10 protein-coding genes are annotated in these 15,163 nt (G+C 71.5%); 6 read left to right on the forward strand and 4 right to left on the reverse strand.

What is annotated here, in order from left to right:
• Nucleotides 1-21: 21 nt before the first annotated feature.
• Both ACFYZS_RS03060 and ACFYZS_RS03065 read right to left on the reverse strand, forming a co-directional pair.
• Nucleotides 22-1,260 carry a PQQ-dependent sugar dehydrogenase gene (locus ACFYZS_RS03060; RefSeq protein WP_389006123.1) on the reverse strand — a complete coding sequence of 413 codons (1,239 nt, stop codon included), beginning with the start codon at nucleotides 1,258-1,260 and terminating at the stop codon, nucleotides 22-24.
• A 127-nt stretch (nucleotides 1,261-1,387) separates the two neighbouring features.
• On the reverse strand, nucleotides 1,388-2,395 hold the full coding sequence (locus ACFYZS_RS03065) for an aldo/keto reductase (RefSeq protein ID WP_389006124.1): 1,008 nt from the start codon (nucleotides 2,393-2,395) through the stop codon (nucleotides 1,388-1,390).
• A gap of 79 nt (nucleotides 2,396-2,474) precedes the next feature.
• On the opposite strand from ACFYZS_RS03065, the gene ACFYZS_RS03070 reads away from it, so the two are divergent.
• The 6 genes from ACFYZS_RS03070 (at nucleotide 2,475) to serA (ending at nucleotide 12,226) form a co-directional block, all read left to right on the forward strand.
• Nucleotides 2,475-3,422 carry a 2-hydroxyacid dehydrogenase gene (locus ACFYZS_RS03070; protein ID WP_389006126.1) on the forward strand — a complete coding sequence of 316 codons (948 nt, stop codon included), beginning with the start codon at nucleotides 2,475-2,477 and terminating at the stop codon, nucleotides 3,420-3,422.
• 282 nt (nucleotides 3,423-3,704) lie between these two features.
• Nucleotides 3,705-6,605: a putative bifunctional diguanylate cyclase/phosphodiesterase gene (locus ACFYZS_RS03075; RefSeq protein ID WP_389006128.1), complete on the forward strand. Its 2,901-nt coding sequence runs from the start codon at nucleotides 3,705-3,707 to the stop codon at nucleotides 6,603-6,605.
• 204 nt (nucleotides 6,606-6,809) lie between these two features.
• The gene (locus ACFYZS_RS03080; RefSeq protein ID WP_389006130.1) at nucleotides 6,810-8,696 is read left to right on the forward strand and encodes an acetolactate synthase large subunit; all 1,887 of its coding nucleotides are present in this window, start codon (nucleotides 6,810-6,812) and stop codon (nucleotides 8,694-8,696) included.
• A 32-nt stretch (nucleotides 8,697-8,728) separates the two neighbouring features.
• On the forward strand, nucleotides 8,729-9,253 hold the full coding sequence (ilvN, locus tag ACFYZS_RS03085; RefSeq protein ID WP_030857425.1) for an acetolactate synthase small subunit: 525 nt from the start codon (nucleotides 8,729-8,731) through the stop codon (nucleotides 9,251-9,253).
• Nucleotides 9,254-9,362: 109 nt separating this feature from the next.
• Nucleotides 9,363-10,364, forward strand: a complete 1,002-nt coding sequence (gene ilvC, locus ACFYZS_RS03090; protein ID WP_389006132.1) for a ketol-acid reductoisomerase — start codon at nucleotides 9,363-9,365, stop codon at nucleotides 10,362-10,364.
• Between the two features lie 272 nt (nucleotides 10,365-10,636).
• On the forward strand, nucleotides 10,637-12,226 hold the full coding sequence (serA, locus tag ACFYZS_RS03095; RefSeq protein ID WP_229336333.1) for a phosphoglycerate dehydrogenase: 1,590 nt from the start codon (nucleotides 10,637-10,639) through the stop codon (nucleotides 12,224-12,226).
• 298 nt (nucleotides 12,227-12,524) lie between these two features.
• Here serA and ACFYZS_RS03100 read toward each other — a convergent pair whose 3' ends face one another.
• Together ACFYZS_RS03100 and ACFYZS_RS03105 are read right to left on the reverse strand one after the other, a co-directional pair.
• The gene (locus tag ACFYZS_RS03100) at nucleotides 12,525-12,752 is read right to left on the reverse strand and encodes a hypothetical protein (protein ID WP_389006134.1); all 228 of its coding nucleotides are present in this window, start codon (nucleotides 12,750-12,752) and stop codon (nucleotides 12,525-12,527) included.
• A gap of 848 nt (nucleotides 12,753-13,600) precedes the next feature.
• Nucleotides 13,601-15,142 (reverse strand): MFS transporter, encoded by a 1,542-nt coding sequence (locus ACFYZS_RS03105; protein WP_389006136.1) that lies wholly within the window; start codon nucleotides 15,140-15,142, stop codon nucleotides 13,601-13,603.
• Nucleotides 15,143-15,163: the final 21 nt, after the last annotated feature.

Genomic DNA, 15,163 nt, shown 5'->3' on the forward strand with positions numbered 1-15,163 from the left:
CCCCCCGGCGGGGCCCGTCGGTTACCGCACCGTCAGTGTCAGGATCCTGTCGTCGCCCGCCTCCGGCGACCCGCGCCCGTCCGTCTCGCTCGTGACCAGCAGCAATCTGTCCCCGCCGAGCGCGATCACCGTGCGCAGCCGGCCGTACTTCCCCGTCAGGAAGGCCTCCGGCTCGGCGACCGGATTCGCCCCCGCCAGCGGGATCCGCCACAGCCGCTCGCCCTTCAGCCCCGCCATCCACACCGAGCCCTGCGCCCAGGCGATCCCGCTCGGCGAGGCCTCGTCGGTCTTCCAGACGGCCACCGGATCGCGCAGGCCCGGCTTGCCCGCCTTCCCCTCGGCCTCCGGCCAGCCGTAGTTCGCGCCGGGCTCGATCAGGTTCAGCTCGTCCCAGGTGTTCTGGCCGAACTCGGCCGCCCACAACCGTCTGTCCTTGTCCCACGCCAGACCCTGCACATTGCGGTGCCCGTAGGAGTAGACGACCGAGTCGGCCTCGGGATTCCCGTGGACCGGCTGCCCGTCCGGGGTCATCCGCAGGATCTTGCCGCCCAGCGACTTCTTGTCCTGCGCGAGCCCGGTGTCGCCGGTCTCGCCCGTCCCGGCGTAGAGCATCTTGTCCGGGCCGAAGGCGATCCGGCCGCCGTTGTGGATCAGGCCCTTGGGAATGCCCCGGAACACCGTGTCCGGAGCGCCGAGTTGCTGTCCGGGATCCCGCTGCTCGTCATAGCGCATCCGGGCGATGCGGTTGTCCGACTCCGTCGTGAAGTACGCGTACACCATCCGGTCCGAGGCGTACGAGGGCGACAGCGCGAGCCCCAGCAGCCCGCCCTCGCCGCCCGGGGCCACCCCGGGCACCTTGCCGATCTGCGTCACCGCGCCGGTGGCCGCCGCGACCCTGCTGATCGTCCCCTTGTCCCGCGAGGCGACCAGCAGGTCCCCGCCGGGCAGCGGGGCCACGCCCCAGGGGGACTCCAGGCCCTTGGCGACCTCGCCGGACACCGTCACCGAGCCCTTGGCCGGCGGCGGGGCGGCCTCCGAGGAGCCGGACGGGGAGCCCGCCGGCCCGGACCCCGATGCGGCGGGCGCCGCTCCCGGTGGTGACGTGCCCGGCTTGGCGGCGGGGGAGCCCGCCGGTGCGCAGCCCGCCGCGAGCAGCGCCCCGCATCCCGCCAGGGCGAAGGCCGCCAGCACTCCGCGGGTCCGGGTGCGCGGGTCCTCGTACCTCGTGTGCGTCCGTGTGCGCGTCCGTCCGTGTCCCATCGTCCTGCTCCCCTCCGGTCGCCGATCGTGCCCCTCACCCGTCTCAACAGCTCCGGCACTTCGCGAAGTTCCGGCCCTCGTACACCCGATCGAGTGGTTGTCCCGGCCCGCCGGCCCGCCCGGACGCTCAGTCCCAGGCTCCCACCGCCGCCGGCAGCGCCGCGATCTCGGCCAGGTCCCCGGCCGTCAGCGGCAGCCGGGCCGCCCCCGCGTTCTCCGCCGCCCAGTGCGCCCGGTCGGCCCCCGGCACCGGCACCACCTGCGGCCCCTGCGCCAGCACCCACGCCAGCGCCACCTGCGCCGCCGTCACCTGCGGCCCGAGCCGCCGCGCCACCCGCCGCAGCCCCGCCACCAGCACCTGGTTCGCCGCCATCGACTCCGCCGTGAACCGCGGATGGCGGGCCCGCACGTCCTCCCACTCGAAGCCCTCGCCCGGCCGCAGCGTCCCGGTCAGGAACCCGCTGCCCAGCGGCATCGCCGCCAGGAACCCCACCCCGCGCGCCGCGCACCACGGCAGCAGCCGCCGCGCCGCCTCCGGCGACCACACCGACAGCTCCGCCTGCACCGCGCTCACCGGGAACACCTGCTGGACCCGCTCCAGGTGCCCCAAGGTCACCTCGTACGCCCGGTCCCCGCGTCGCCCCGCCCCCGGCCCGGCGCCCGCCCCCAGCGCGCAGAACCCGAGCGCCCGCACCTTCCCGGCACCCACCAGCTCGGCCATCGCCCCCCAGGTCTCCTCCACCGGGACCTCCGGATCCACCCGGTGCAGCTGGTAGAGGTCGATGACGTCCGTCCGCAGCCGCCGCAGCGAGGCGTCGCAGGCCCGCCGCACGTATCCGGGCCGCCCGTCCGCCACCACGTGCTGCTCGCCCGCCCGCAGCCCCACCTTGGCGGACACGAACGCCTCCGACCGCCGCTCCCGCAGCACCCGCCCCAGCAGCAGCTCGTTGGTGAACGGCCCGTACATGTCGGCGGTGTCCAGCAGGTTCGCCCCGAGGTCCAGCGCTGTGTGCACCGTGGCCAGCGACTCCGCCCCGCGGCGCCGCGAGGGCGCGTACGCCCAGCTCATCGGCATGCACCCGAGCCCGATGGCGCCCACCGTCAGCGCCCCCGCCCCGATCGACCTGCGCTCCACCCGTTGGTCCCCCTCCCGGTCCGGCAAACAAACTAACGGCTTGATCAGGATCCTTTGGCCTTGGCATAGCCTCCTGGTCATGGATGCAAAGACAGCGGACGTCTGGCTGCCCTTCCCCGCCGAGGAGATCGAGGGCCTCCCCGACGCCTTCACCTACCGCCGGTGGGACGGTGAGGACACCTTCCCGGCCGATCCGGCCGCCTGCGTCTTCTACGTCACCCCGTACATGAAGTCCTCCGAGGTCACCCTGCGCCCGCTGGCCGGCATGCCGGAGCTCCACGTCGTACAGACGCTGACCGCGGGCATCGACCACGTCCTGGACGGCCTCGGCCTGCTGCGCCCCGGCGTACGGCTGTGCAACGCGCGGGGCGTCCACGAGGCCAGCACCGCCGAGCTGGCCCTCACCCTCACGCTCGCCTCCCTGCGCGGGATCCCCGGAATGGTCCGCGGGCAGGACCGCGAGGAGTGGCACTCCGGCTTCTACGACGCCCTCGCCGACAAGTCCGTGCTGATCGTCGGGTACGGGTCGATCGGCGCGGCCATCGAGGACCGGCTCGCCCCCTTCGAGTGCGCGCGGGTCGCACGGGTCGCACGCTCGGCGCGCACCACCACGCGCGGGCTCGTGCACGCCCAGGCGGAACTGCCCCGGCTGCTGCCCGAGGCCGACGTGGTGATCCTCTCCACCCCGCTCACCGAGACGACGCGGGGCCTGGCCGACGCCGCTTTCCTCGCCCGCATGAAGGGCGGCGCCCTGCTGGTGAACGTGGCGCGCGGCCCCGTCGCCGACACCGAAGCGCTGCTGGCGGAGCTGGAGTCGGGCCGGCTGCGCGCGGCGCTCGACGTCACCGACCCGGAACCGCTGCCCGCCGGCCATCCGCTCTGGCATGCTCCGAATGTCCTGATCACGCCTCACGTGGGCGGCAGCAGCACGGCGTTCGCACCGCGGGCCAGGCGCCTGGTGGCCCGCCAGCTCCAGCGGTTCGCCGCCGGGGAGCCCGTGGAGAACACGGTGCTGATCACCGGCTGACGCGCGGTGCGCACGCTCCGCATCCGCCCGGACGCGCACAGTGGCACCAACTCTCCACGTGGTAACGGAGAGTAGACCATCTATGTCCCTGAGTGACGAAAGTGGTGTATCGTCCGGAACAAGGGGCTGCAGCGCATTCGTCTGGCGCTGGGGAGTGATCGGACACTTTGGGGGGCGACGGGCGATGCACGGCCAATGGACGAAGGATCCGATGCGGCACAGCCGCCGGAGGCGACGCTGCGGGGACTGGGCTGCGCCGGAACCAGCCGGCGAGGGGGACCGGTGAGTGCCCCGGGGGCGGCGCTGCTGACCCGGCAGCCCGCCTCGGGCGGCGGCAGAAGCCTGGCGATGCAGCTGCTCCTCGCCGTGATCAGCGGCGGGTACGCCGTCGGTGCCGCCCTCGGCTGGGGCTCCGATGAACTCGCCGAGATCATGGGCGATTTCGGCCTCAGCGCCGCCGCGTTACTCGCCGCGGTCTCCTGCTACACGTACGCGCGGACGATCGACAGCCGCGAGCGCCCGGCCTGGCTGCTCTTCGCGTTCTCCTCCCTCATGGGAGCCTGCGGCAACGGCGTCTGGGGGTGGTACGAGGTGGTCCTCGGCCAAGCCGTGCCGAAGCCCTCGCTCGCCGACTTCGCCTTCCTCTGCTTCGCGCCGCCCGCCATCGTGGGCCTGCTCGTCCTCGCCAAACGCCCGGTCACCCGCGCCGGCTGGGTCTGCCTCGGGCTCGACTCCTGGCTCATCGGCGGCTCCCTGCTCACCCTGTCCTGGAGCCTGGCCCTCGCGCACGCGGCGCGGACCGCCCAGTCCGGGGCCCCCGGCAGCGTCCCGCGCGCCGCGCTCTCGCTCGCCTACCCGCTGCTGGACATCGCGCTCGTCTCCATGGTGCTGGTCCTGCACTTCCGGCGCTCCGAGGCCAACCGCTCGGCCGTCAACACCGCCATCGCCGCCCTGGCCCTGACCGTGCTCAGCGACGCCCTGTTCACCTCGCCGCTGCTGAGCGCCGAATACCAGTCCGGCCAGCTGCTCGACGCCGGCTGGTTCGCCGGCTCGCTGCTGCTCGCGTACGCGCCCTGGGGGGCCCGGCGCGCCCACCCGGCCCCGGGCCCGCCGGGGCCCGCGCGCGCCGACCGGCCGGTCAGCCGCCCCATCACCGGCTCGCTGCCCGCCCTCACGCCGTACCTCGCGGCCGCCGTCTGCACCCTGGGCATCCTGTACAACGTGGTGGACGGCCGGAAGGTCGACCGCGTGGTCGTCTTCACCGGCTGCACGGTCGTCCTCGCCCTCGTCATCCGGCAGGGCATCATGCTCATCGACAACATCGCGCTGACGCAGGAACTGGCCCAGAAGGAGAACCACTTCCGCTCCCTGGTCCAGGGCTCCAGCGACGTCATCATGATCGCCGCCCCCACCGGGACCCTGCGGTACGTCAGCCCGGCCGCCGCCGGGGTCTACGGGCGGGAGGCCGAGGAGCTCGTCGGCACCGAGCTCGCCACCCTGATCCACCCGCACGACCTGGGCCGGGTGGTCCACGAGGTGCGCCGCTTCCTCGCCGCACCGCCCGCCGAGGAGCCGACCACCCGCATCGAATGCCGCTTCAAGTCCGGCAGCGGCGAATGGCTCAACGTGGAGTCCACGGTCAACCGCCACCAGGGCGGCCTCATCCTCAACAGCCGCGACGTGACCGAGCGGGTCCGCCTCCAGGCGCAGCTCCAGCACAGCGCCGAGCACGATTCGCTGACCGACCTGCCCAACCGGGCCCTGTTCACCCGCCGGGTCCGCCAGGCCCTGACCGGCCGGCGCGCGGGGGACCACAGCACCGCCGTGCTCTTCATCGACCTCGACGGGTTCAAGGCGGTCAACGACACGATCGGCCACCAGGCCGGCGACGAGCTGCTGATCGAGGCCGCACGCCGGCTCCAGGACTCGGTGCGCGCCGGGGACACCGCGGCCCGGCTCGGCGGCGACGAGTTCGCCGCGCTGATCCTCGGCGACGGGAACCGCGACCGCAGCGCCCGCGAGTACCAGGTGCACGAGATCGCGGACCGGCTGCGCACCACCCTGTCCCAGCCGTACCGGATCGCCGGCAGCGAGGTCCGGGTGGCCGCCAGCATCGGCGTGGCCTTCGCCGACCCCGGAATCACCCCTTCGGACCTCATGCGCAACGCGGACCTCGCGATGTACCGCGCCAAGGCGGGCGGCAAGGACCGGGTCGAGCTGTACGCGCCCCAGATGCAGGCCGAGGTCGTCCGGAAGGCGGAGCTCGCGGGGCGGCTGCGCACCGCGCTCCACGAGGGGGAGTTCACCCTGCTGCACCAGCCGGTGGTCTCGCTGGCCGGCGGCGAGGTCACGGCCGTGGCGGCGCAGGCCCGCTGGCGCTCCGCCCAGGGGATCCTGTTCACCCCGGCGGAATTCCTCCGGGTGGCCGAGTACAGCGAGGGCGCGGCGGCGGGGTCCGAGGGCCGCTCGGGGCTCCCCGCGGGGGCGCCCACCCGGGCCGCCGAGCTGGGCCACTGGCTGCTCGAGGAGGCCGTGGCCCAGGCCGCCGAGCGGCACCGGATCGGGCACGACGTACCGGTGGCCGTCCGCATGAGCGCCCAGCGGCTGCTGGACCGGGCCGTGCCGCTCGGCTCCGTGGAGGCCCTGCTGACCCGGCACGGGCTGCCGTCCGGGGGCCTGGTGATCGAACTGACCGTGTCCGACCCCAGGGTCCCCTTCGACGAGCTGGAGCGGCGCCTGGCGGCCCTGCGCCGCCTCGGGGTCCTGATCTCCCTCGACGGCTTCGGCAGCGGCTACGCGGCCATCAGCGCCCTGCGCAGACTCCCCGTGGACATCCTGAAGGTGGACCGGGGCCTGGTCGAGGGCGTGGTCGAATCCGCCCGCCTGCACAAGATCACCGCTGGTTTGTTGCGCATCGCAAATGATTTGGGCATGCAGTCGGTGGCCGACGGGGTGGACCTCCCCGAGCAGGTCATGGCACTGCGCGCGATGGGGTGCACACACGGCCAGGGAGTGGCATTTTCCGGCCCACTCGACGAGTACAGGCTGCGCCGCGCGCTGGTGCGCGGTACGTTCCCAGTACCGGGCGGAGCGGCCCAGCCAGCCTTGGCCGGTGGTTCGTCCGGGGGCTCGATGGCCATCCGTAGAGGCTCACATAATGAGACGCCCGTCCCACCCGCTTGACATCCCCCTCCCGCCGGAGGGAGGGTCAGTGCCATGCGCACCCGAATTCTCGTACTTGGAAAGCGCGTCGGCTGAAGCTGGGACCCACATGTCCCCGCTCCACACACCCGACGCGCTCCCCTCGCTTGCCTCCCGGCACGAGGGGTTTTTTGTTGCACTGGCACACCTTCGAATCCTCGTAAAACCCTCAGCTTCGAGAAGAGAATGTCGATGACCGAGCAGGCCACCGGGGCCCAGCATCCGCAGCCGCGGCCCCGTTCCGGCGGACACCAGCCCGCCGCAGTTGAGCACGTCACGGGTGCGCAGTCCCTCATCCGCTCTCTCGAAGAGGTGGGGTGCGACACCGTCTTCGGCATCCCGGGCGGGGCCATCCTCCCGGCGTACGACCCGATGATGGACAGCACCAAGGTCCGCCACATCCTGGTCCGCCACGAGCAGGGCGCCGGGCACGCCGCGACCGGCTACGCGCAGGCCACCGGCAAGGTGGGCGTCTGCATGGCCACCTCCGGCCCCGGCGCCACCAACCTGGTCACCCCCATCGCCGACGCGCACATGGACTCGGTGCCGCTCGTCGCGATCACCGGCCAGGTCTCCTCCAAGGCGATCGGCACGGACGCCTTCCAGGAGGCGGACATCGTCGGCATCACGATGCCGATCACCAAGCACAACTTCCTGGTGACCCGGGCCGAGGACATCCCGAAGACGATCGCCGAGGCGTTCCACATCGCCTCCACCGGCCGCCCCGGCCCGGTCCTGGTCGACATCGCCAAGGACGCCCTGCAGTCGAAGACCACGTTCGCGTGGCCGCCGTCGCAGGACCTCCCGGGCTACCGGCCGGTCACCAAGCCGCACGCCAAGCAGATCCGCGAGGCCGCCAAGCTCATCTGCCAGGCCAAGCGCCCGATCCTGTACGTCGGCGGCGGCGTCATGAAGTCCGGCGCGACCGCCGAACTGAAGGTCCTGGCCGAGCTGACCGGGGTCCCGGTCACCACCACGCTGATGGCTCTGGGCTCCTTCCCCGACAGCCACCCGCTGCACGTGGGCATGCCGGGCATGCACGGTGCGGTCACCGCCGTCACCGCCCTGCAGAAGTCTGACCTGCTGATCGCGCTCGGCACCCGCTTCGACGACCGCGTCACCGGCAAGCTGGACAGCTTCGCCCCGTTCGCCAAGGTCATCCACGCGGACATCGACCCGGCCGAGATCGGCAAGAACCGCGAGGTCGACGTCCCGATCGTCGGCGACGCCCGCGAGGTCATCGCCGACCTGATCCAGGCGGTCCAGGCCGAGCACACCGAGGGCAACGCCGGGGACTACTCCGCCTGGTGGAAGGACCTCAGCCGCTGGCGCGAGACGTACCCGCTGGGCTACGAGACCCCCGCGGACGGCATGCTCTCCCCGCAGCAGGTCATCCAGCGCATCGGCGAGCTCGCCCCCGAGCACACCATCTACGCGGCCGGCGTCGGCCAGCACCAGATGTGGGCCTCGCACTTCGTCAACTACGAGGAGCCCCGCACCTGGCTGAACTCCGGCGGCGCCGGAACCATGGGCTACGCGGTCCCCGCCGCGATGGGCGCCAAGGTCGGCATGCCGGACCGCACGGTCTGGGCGATCGACGGCGACGGCTGCTTCCAGATGACCAATCAGGAACTGGTCACCTGCGCGCTGAACAACATCCCGATCAAGGTCGCGATCATCAACAACGGTGCGCTGGGCATGGTCCGCCAGTGGCAGACCCTGTTCTACAACCAGCGGTACTCCAACACCGTCCTGCACGCGGACGAGACGGGCCACGACACCGTCGGCTCCCAGCTCGGCGAGTCCACCGCCCCCCGCAAGGGCACCCGCGTCCCGGACTTCGTCAAGCTGTCCGAGGCCATGGGCTGCGTGGCGCTGCGCTGCGAGGACCCGGCCGACCTGGACAAGGTCATCGCCGAGGCCAACGCGATCAACGACCGTACCGTCGTGATCGACTTCATCGTCCACGAGGACGCCATGGTGTGGCCGATGGTCGCCGCCGGCACCTCCAACGACGAGGTCATGGCAGCCCGGGGCGTCCGCCCCGACTTCGGCGACAACGAAGACGACTGAGCCGAGAGAGCCTGAGAGAGAGAACGACTCACATGTCCAAGCACACGCTCTCCGTCCTGGTCGAGAACACGCCCGGCATCCTCGCCCGGATCGCCGCGCTGTTCTCCCGCCGCGGGTTCAACATCGACTCCCTCGCGGTCGGCGTCACCGAGCACCCCGACATCTCGCGCATCACGATCGTCGTGAACGTCGAGGACCTCCCGCTGGAGCAGGTGACCAAGCAGCTGAACAAGCTGGTCAACGTGCTCAAGATCGTCGAGCTGGAGCCGCACAACGCCATCGAGCGCGAACTCGTTCTGGTGAAGGTCCGTGCCGACAACGAGACCCGCTCCCAGATCGTCGAGATCGTCCAGCTGTTCCGTGCCAAGACGGTCGACGTCTCCCCGGAGGCCGTCACCATCGAGGCGACGGGCGGCGCCGACAAGCTCGGCGCGATGCTCAAGATGCTGGAGCCCTTCGGCATCAAGGAGCTCGTGCAGTCCGGCACGATCGCCATAGGGCGCGGCGGCCGGTCCATCACGGACCGCAGCCTGCGCGCGCTCGACCGCAGCGCCTGAGCAACACCCCCGGCACCGCGTTGGCTCTCGCATGGCGAGACCAAGAAACTTCCTTCACGTTCCCCGCCGTACGGTGGGAGCAACACCAGCGCACCAAGGAGATATCCCAGTGGCCGAGCTGTTCTACGAGAACGACGCCGACCTGTCCATCATCCAGGGCCGCAAGGTCGCGGTCATCGGTTACGGCAGCCAGGGCCACGCCCACGCGCTGTCGCTCCGTGACTCCGGCGTCGACGTCGTCGTCGGCCTGAAGGAGGGCTCGAAGTCCAAGGCCAAGGCCGAGGAGCAGGGCCTGAAGGTCGTCCCCGTGGCCGAGGCCGCCGCCTGGGCCAACGTCATCATGATCCTGACCCCGGACCCGCTCCAGGCCGAGATCTACGAGGAGTCCATCAAGCAGCACCTCGAGGAGGGCGACGCGCTCTTCTTCGGCCACGGCTTCAACGTCCGCTACGGGTTCATCAAGCCCCCGGCCAACGTGGACGTCGCCCTCGTCGCCCCGAAGGGCCCGGGCCACCTGGTGCGCCGCCAGTACGAGGAAGGCCGTGGCGTGCCCTGCATCGCCGCCGTCGAGCAGGACTTCTCCGGCAACGCCTTCGCCCTCGCGCTCTCGTACGCGGCCGGCATCGGCGGCACCCGCGCCGGCGTCATCAAGACCACCTTCACCGAGGAGACCGAGACCGACCTGTTCGGTGAGCAGGCCGTCCTCTGCGGTGGCGCCTCCGCCCTGGTCAAGGCCGGTTTCGAGACCCTGACCGAGGCCGGCTACCAGCCGGAGATCGCGTACTTCGAGTGCCTGCACGAGCTGAAGCTCATCGTCGACCTCATGTACGAGGGCGGCCTGGAGAAGATGCGCTGGTCGGTCTCCGAGACCGCCGAGTGGGGCGACTACATCACCGGCCCCCGCATCATCACCGACGCCACCAAGGCCGAGATGAAGCAGGTCCTGGCCGAGATCCAGAGCGGCGAGTTCGCCAACACCTGGATGGCCGAGTACAAGGCCGGTCTGCCGAAGTACAACGAGTACAAGAAGGCCGACGAGGCGCACCTGCTGGAGACCACCGGCAAGAAGCTGCGCAAGCTCATGAGCTGGGTCGACAGCGACGAGAGCTGATCCGTACGCGGCGGGGCCGGGATGAGGAGTCCCGGCCCCGCGGCGCACGACGGGCCGGATCGGACCGCTCAGTACACGGGGCTTGTCCACCCTGGCCAACCCCGGAAGGGTGATCCTTCCGGACAGGCGGAATTCCATGCGGAATCCGCCACTACACTGCTCAACACAACGCGTCAGGCCCACAGTGTCGTGCGTCTTCCACGCGGCTACCCCCTCCACCGCCTGCGGCCGTCGGGACGGCCGTCCGCACTGGACTTGTGAGGATGACCCACGTGAGCTCGAAACCTGTCGTACTCATCGCCGAAGAGCTGTCGCCCGCCACCGTCGACGCGCTCGGTCCGGACTTCGAGATCCGGCACGTCAACGGAGCCGACCGCGCGGAGCTGCTCCCCGCGATCGTGGACGTCGACGCCATCCTGGTGCGCTCCGCGACCAAGGTCGACGCGGAGGCCATCGCCGCCGCCAAGAAGCTGAAGGTCGTCGCGCGCGCCGGTGTCGGCCTCGACAACGTCGACGTCTCCGCCGCCACCAAGGCCGGCGTGATGGTCGTGAACGCCCCGACCTCCAACATCGTCACCGCCGCCGAGCTCGCCTGCGGCCTGCTCGTCGCCTCGGCCCGCAACATCCCGCAGGCCAACACCGCCCTGAAGAACGGCGAGTGGAAGCGGAACAAGTACACGGGCGTCGAGCTCAGCGAGAAGACCCTCGGTGTCGTCGGCCTCGGCCGCATCGGCGTCCTGGTCGCCCAGCGCATGTCGGCCTTCGGCATGAAGATCGTCGCGTACGACCCCTACGTACAGCCCGCGCGCGCCGCCCAGATGGGCGTCAAGATGCTGACGCTGGACGAGCTCCTCGAAGTCGCCGACTTCATCACCGTGCACCTGCCCAAGACCCCCGAGACCCTCGGTCTCATCGGGGACGAGGCCCTGCACAAGGTCAAGCCGTCCGTCCGCATCGTCAACGCCGCGCGCGGCGGGATCGTGGACGAGGCCGCGCTGTACTCGGCCATCAAGGAGGGCCGCGTCGCCGGCGCCGGCCTCGACGTGTACGCGAAGGAGCCCTGCACGGACTCCCCGCTCTTCGAGCTCGACCAGGTCGTCTGCACCCCGCACCTCGGCGCGTCCACGGACGAGGCCCAGGAGAAGGCCGGCATCGCGGTCGCCAAGTCGGTGCGCCTCGCGCTCGCCGGCGAGCTCGTGCCGGACGCGGTCAACGTCCAGGGCGGCGTCATCGCCGAGGACGTGCGCCCCGGTCTGCCGCTCGCCGAGAAGCTCGGCCGCATCTTCACCGCCCTCGCGGGCGAGGTCGCGGTCCGCCTCGACGTCGAGGTCTGCGGCGAGATCACCCAGCACGACGTCAAGGTGCTGGAACTCTCCGCCCTCAAGGGTGTCTTCGAGGACGTCGTCGACGAGACGGTCTCCTACGTCAACGCCCCGCTGTTCGCGCAGGAGCGCGGTGTCGAGGTACGCCTGACCACCAGCTCGGAGTCCCCGGACCACCGCAACGTGGTGACCGTGCGCGGCACCCTGTCGGACGGTCAGGAGGTGTCGGTCTCCGGCACCCTCGCGGGCCCGAAGCACCTGCAGAAGATCGTCGGCATCGGCGAGTACGACGTGGACCTGGCGCTCGCCGACCAGATGCTCGTCCTGCGCTACACCGACCGCCCGGGCGTGGTCGGCACCGTCGGCCGCATCCTCGGCGAAGCCGGCCTCAACATCGCGGGCATGCAGGTCGCCCGCGCCGAGGAGGGCGGCGAGGCGCTCGGCGTCCTCACGGTCGACGCGGAGGTGCCGGTGAACGTCCTCGCGGAGATCTCCGCCGAGATCGGCGCCGTCTCGGCGCGCACGGTCAGCCTCGCCTGACCCGCACGACACAGGGAAGGGCCCGGGGAACGGCGAGTTCCAGGGGTCGTAGCCACACGTGATCACCGACGTGTGGTGGCGAGCAGTTCGGACAGGCGCTCGGCTGGGGTTTCCCAGCCGAGCGTCTTGCGTGGGCGGCTGTTGAGTCCGGCAGCGACTGCGTCGAGGTGGTCCCGGGTGTGGCCGGACAGGCTGCTGCCCTGGAGACTGCCCGATTGGCGACCCGCTCGCGAGGGAGCCGCCCCGCAACGCGTGGCTGCGGGGCGACGATCCACTTTCGCAACGGGCCCAGTGGGGTTTAGTCGACCGACTGCCCGTCGTACATACCGCCCCTGCAGGTCGGGAGCACGGGTGTCGTCCGATCGATCGTTCCGCCGTTGTCGGTGCACTCACCCGGGGTGACGCTGGCCGGGGTGACGCTGCCGGCCGTGGCGGTGGCGGCGGTGGCGGTGGCAGCGCCTGTGAGGCCGAGTCCGGCGAGGGCTGCCGTGGCGAAGACCGCGGCGAGGATTCGTCGAATGCGCATGTGGTTCGCCTTTCACAGATTGCCTCGGTTGGGGCACTAGCCAGCTTGATCTTCACCCATGTGGGTGGCACGTCGTGTTAGGCCATTCGGGTGATGGTGTTGTCGGGTGCGGGGTCGGTGACGCGACCCGTCAGAGCGGATGGAAGCCCGTGCCACATCCGTGCCGGAAAGAGCGGGTCCCAGCAGTCAAGAGCAATCGAGCGCGACGCCTCGCGATTCATCACCAGAGGCCGTTTGCGCTGGTCAGCGTCAACCCCCTCCGTGTCGGCCCGGTGATTCCCAAGCTCAGGGCGCGGGTCGGTTCCCGCTTCGGCTCGCCGCGGCCTTGGACGTGGAGAGCGGGCGGGGAAGCGTCCGCGCAGAGCGCGGCAGATCTGCTCGGGACTCCAGCGCAGGGTCAGGTGATGCCGGACGAAGTCACGGAGCCCCGGGTTCTGGCCGATCTTGCCGACCTTCGGTCGAGGCCGTCGCCGAATTGCTCGCCGGTGGGCCGCATGCGGTCGGTAGTACCACTGGCTGCTGGGCAGGACCGTGCGGTTGCGGCGGGTCTCCCGGCTGATGGTGGACGGCAGGTAGCGCGAAGGGGCGTCGTCCTCGGGCTCCTGGGCGGCCGCCGGCTCTGGGGCCTCGGCGTACCGCCACGGCCCCGTTTCCTTCCCTGATCCACGAGCAGAAGGTGTGTCTCCCGTTCGCGGCTCGACTTCTTGCGTCCCTGTGGCCGTCGATCCGCCCGAACCTCGAAGTCCATCGCATCCCCTGAGCCGGGGTGTTGCGACGACCACGAGAACTCGAGGACTCCCCGGGCCCTTCTTCGTGTTCCGCCGCCGCTCACCCGTGCCGTACGGGGATCAGGCCGCGAGGGCGGGGCCCTGTCCGGCGGCGGGCTCCGCGGCCGGCCGCCGCGCCGGGGAGCCGAGCCCCCGCAGCAGGGCCGCGGCGAGCAGGGCCGCCGCCAGCAGCAGGGCCGTACCGCCCCAGGCCGCGTACTGCATGCCGTGGACGAAGGCCTCGCGGGCCAGGGCCAGCAGCTGTTCCCCGGCCGGGCCGCCGAGCTGCCGGGCGGCGGCGACGGCGCCGCCCAGGGTCTCCCGGACGCCGGGCTCGGCGCCCGTCAGGTCGGAGCGGTAGACGGCGGTGCCGAGGCTGCCCAGGACCGCCATGCCGAGCGCGCCGCCGAACTCCTGGCCGGTCTCCAGCAGGGACGCGGCCGAGCCGGCCTTCTCCGCGGGGGCCGCGCCCAGCGCCATGTCGGCGACCAGGGACATCACGGTGACGAGGCCGCAGGCCAGCACTCCGGCGCCGGTCAGCAGCAGCCACAGCGAGTCGCTGCCGACCAGCCCGATCAGGGCGAACCCGGCCGCGGCGAGGACGAAGCCGGCGGCGATGACGTGGGCCCGGTCGGTCTTCTGCGCCAAGGCCGCGCTGACCGGGGCCGCGGCGCCGATGAGGAGCGAGGGGGCGAGGCTCCACAGGGCGGCCTCCAGCGTGCCCATGCCGAGCACCGACTGCAGGTACTGGGTGGTGAAGTAGGCCGAGCCCATCATGGCGAAGGCGGCGATGGCGTTGAGCGCGATCCCGGCCCCGAATCCGCGGCCCCGGAACAGGACCCGGCCGACCATGGCGTCGTCCCGGGTGCGCTGGCGGCGGACGAAGACGAACCCGAAGGCCAGGCCGACGGCGACGGAGACGAGGTGGAGCGGCTCCGGGCCCTCGGCGGCGAGCTCCTTGAGGCCGTACACCACCGGGAGTACGGCGGCGGTCGACAGCGGCACGCTCAGCAGGTCGAAGCGGCCGGGCGCCGGGTCCTTGAACTCCGGGACCAGCACGGGGACGAGGGCCAGCAGGAGCAGCATCGCGGGCACGTTGATCAGGAAGACCGAGCCCCACCAGAAGTGGTTCAGCATCACGCCGCTCATCACCGAGCCGAGGGCGATGCCGCCGGTCATGGCCCCGGACCAGATGGCGATGGCCCGCCCGCGCTGCCCGGCGTCCTGGAAGAGGTTGCGTACGAGGGCCAGCGTGGAGGGCATCAGGGTCGCGCCGCCGATCCCGAGCAGTACGCGGGCCGCGATCAGCATCTCGGCGCTGGTGGCGTAGGCGGCGCAGACCGAGGCGAGCCCGAAGGCGGCCGCGCCCGTCAGGAGCAGCTTGCGGCGGCCGATCCGGTCGCCGAGCGAGCCCATGGTGATCAGCAGTCCGGCGAGGGCGAAGGCGTAGCTGTCGAAGATCCACAGCTGCTGGGTGGCGCTCGGGTCGAGCTCTCGGGTGATCGCCGGGATGGCGAAGTAGAGGACGGAGACGTCCATCGAGACCAGGAGCAGGGGCAGCAGGAGGACGGTGAAGGCGATCCATTCCCGGCGGCCGGCGAGAGGTGCGGCGGAGTTCGTCATGAGCAGCAATGTACAAGCGTC

Origin of the sequence: Streptomyces sp. NPDC001903 (genome assembly GCF_042891345.1) — a bacterium.
Classification (GTDB): domain Bacteria; phylum Actinomycetota; class Actinomycetes; order Streptomycetales; family Streptomycetaceae; genus Streptomyces.